This window comes from Colwellia marinimaniae (assembly GCF_002207865.1).
In the GTDB taxonomy this organism is placed as follows: Bacteria; Pseudomonadota; Gammaproteobacteria; order Enterobacterales; family Alteromonadaceae; genus Colwellia; species Colwellia marinimaniae.
In genome coordinates this window covers 1-1,040 of record NZ_BDQM01000090.1, presented here as the reverse complement: position 1 = coordinate 1,040, position 1,040 = coordinate 1, and the positions used below count along the sequence as shown (strand labels likewise).

1 protein-coding gene is annotated in these 1,040 nt (G+C 38.0%); it reads left to right on the top strand.

All coding sequences use genetic code 11. From position 1 onward, the window contains the following. Window positions 1-66 precede the first annotated feature (66 nt). The gene (locus MTCD1_RS18275; protein ID WP_057183692.1) at window positions 67-1,017 is read left to right on the top strand and encodes an IS1595 family transposase; all 951 of its coding nucleotides are present in this window, start codon (window positions 67-69) and stop codon (window positions 1,015-1,017) included. Window positions 1,018-1,040 lie beyond the last annotated feature (23 nt).

Below are 1,040 nucleotides of genomic sequence, written 5' to 3'. Positions count from 1 at the left end.
GGCTCTGTTGTAGCTAATTGTTGTCTATACTTATAAATAAGACTTAACTGATTGAAGGTACTAGCAATGAAGACTAAATCATTTGTAAGTAAGCTTAATCTAATCACGAAAGCACTTTTCTCTATGACACCGGCGCAAAGAGAGGTAGTTCACCAGTCAATTCAAGCATTAGACACTGAAATTAGTACGGATGAGTTAATTCAGCCACTTTTCGATGCGCTATCTCAATGCCCACACTGCCATTCTATCCATTTAAAAAAATGGGGAAAGTCTGGTTCAATACAAAGGTATCGTTGTAAAGGTTGCTTAAAAACCTTTAATAATAAGACGAGTACACCACTGGCGAAACTACGTAAAAGTTATTTATGGGAAGAATATGCACGTTGTATGGTGCTGAAATTAACCTTAAGAGAAGCCGCTAATATTTGTCATATTAACCTTAGAACAGCCTTTCTATGGCGTCACCGTTTTTTGAGTGCTCAATCAGGAAAAAATCACGATAAATTATCTGGCATTATTGAAGTTGATGAGTTTTTCCTTGCCTACTCAGAAAAAGGCTCGAACACATTAACAAAGCAAACTAAACCCAGAAAACGGGGTGGTAATATTGATAAAAGAACTAGAGAAGGACAGGTCACAGTACTTTTATCTATTGATCGCAGTAACCATATGATTAATCCGATATTATCGGCTGATACAACGGCAGAAATAGCCGCTAATTTAGCTCCTAACATTACTGAGAACTCGGTATTATGCAGTGATGGCTCATGGTCATATGTGACGATAGCCAAGCAAAAAAATTGTGACCATAAGCGACTAATAAATGGTAAGGAGAGAGTCATAGATAAGGTTTACCATATCCAGACCGTGAACGGTGCAATAGCCCACTTTAAGGGTTGGGTTAACGGGAAAATGAAAGGAGTAGCCACAAAGTATTTATCGAATTACCTTGCTTGGTTTAGGGAAAGTAATGCAAAGCTTAATAAACAGGAAATATTAATCGCTGCCTATGGGTGACAACAGTGTTCTACAACAGAGCC

Excerpts from the sequence above, each read along its gene's own strand:
- MTCD1_RS18275 (WP_057183692.1), top strand. The coding sequence starts at position 67 with ATGAAGACTAAATCATTTGTAAGTAAGCTTAATCTAATCACGAAAGCA.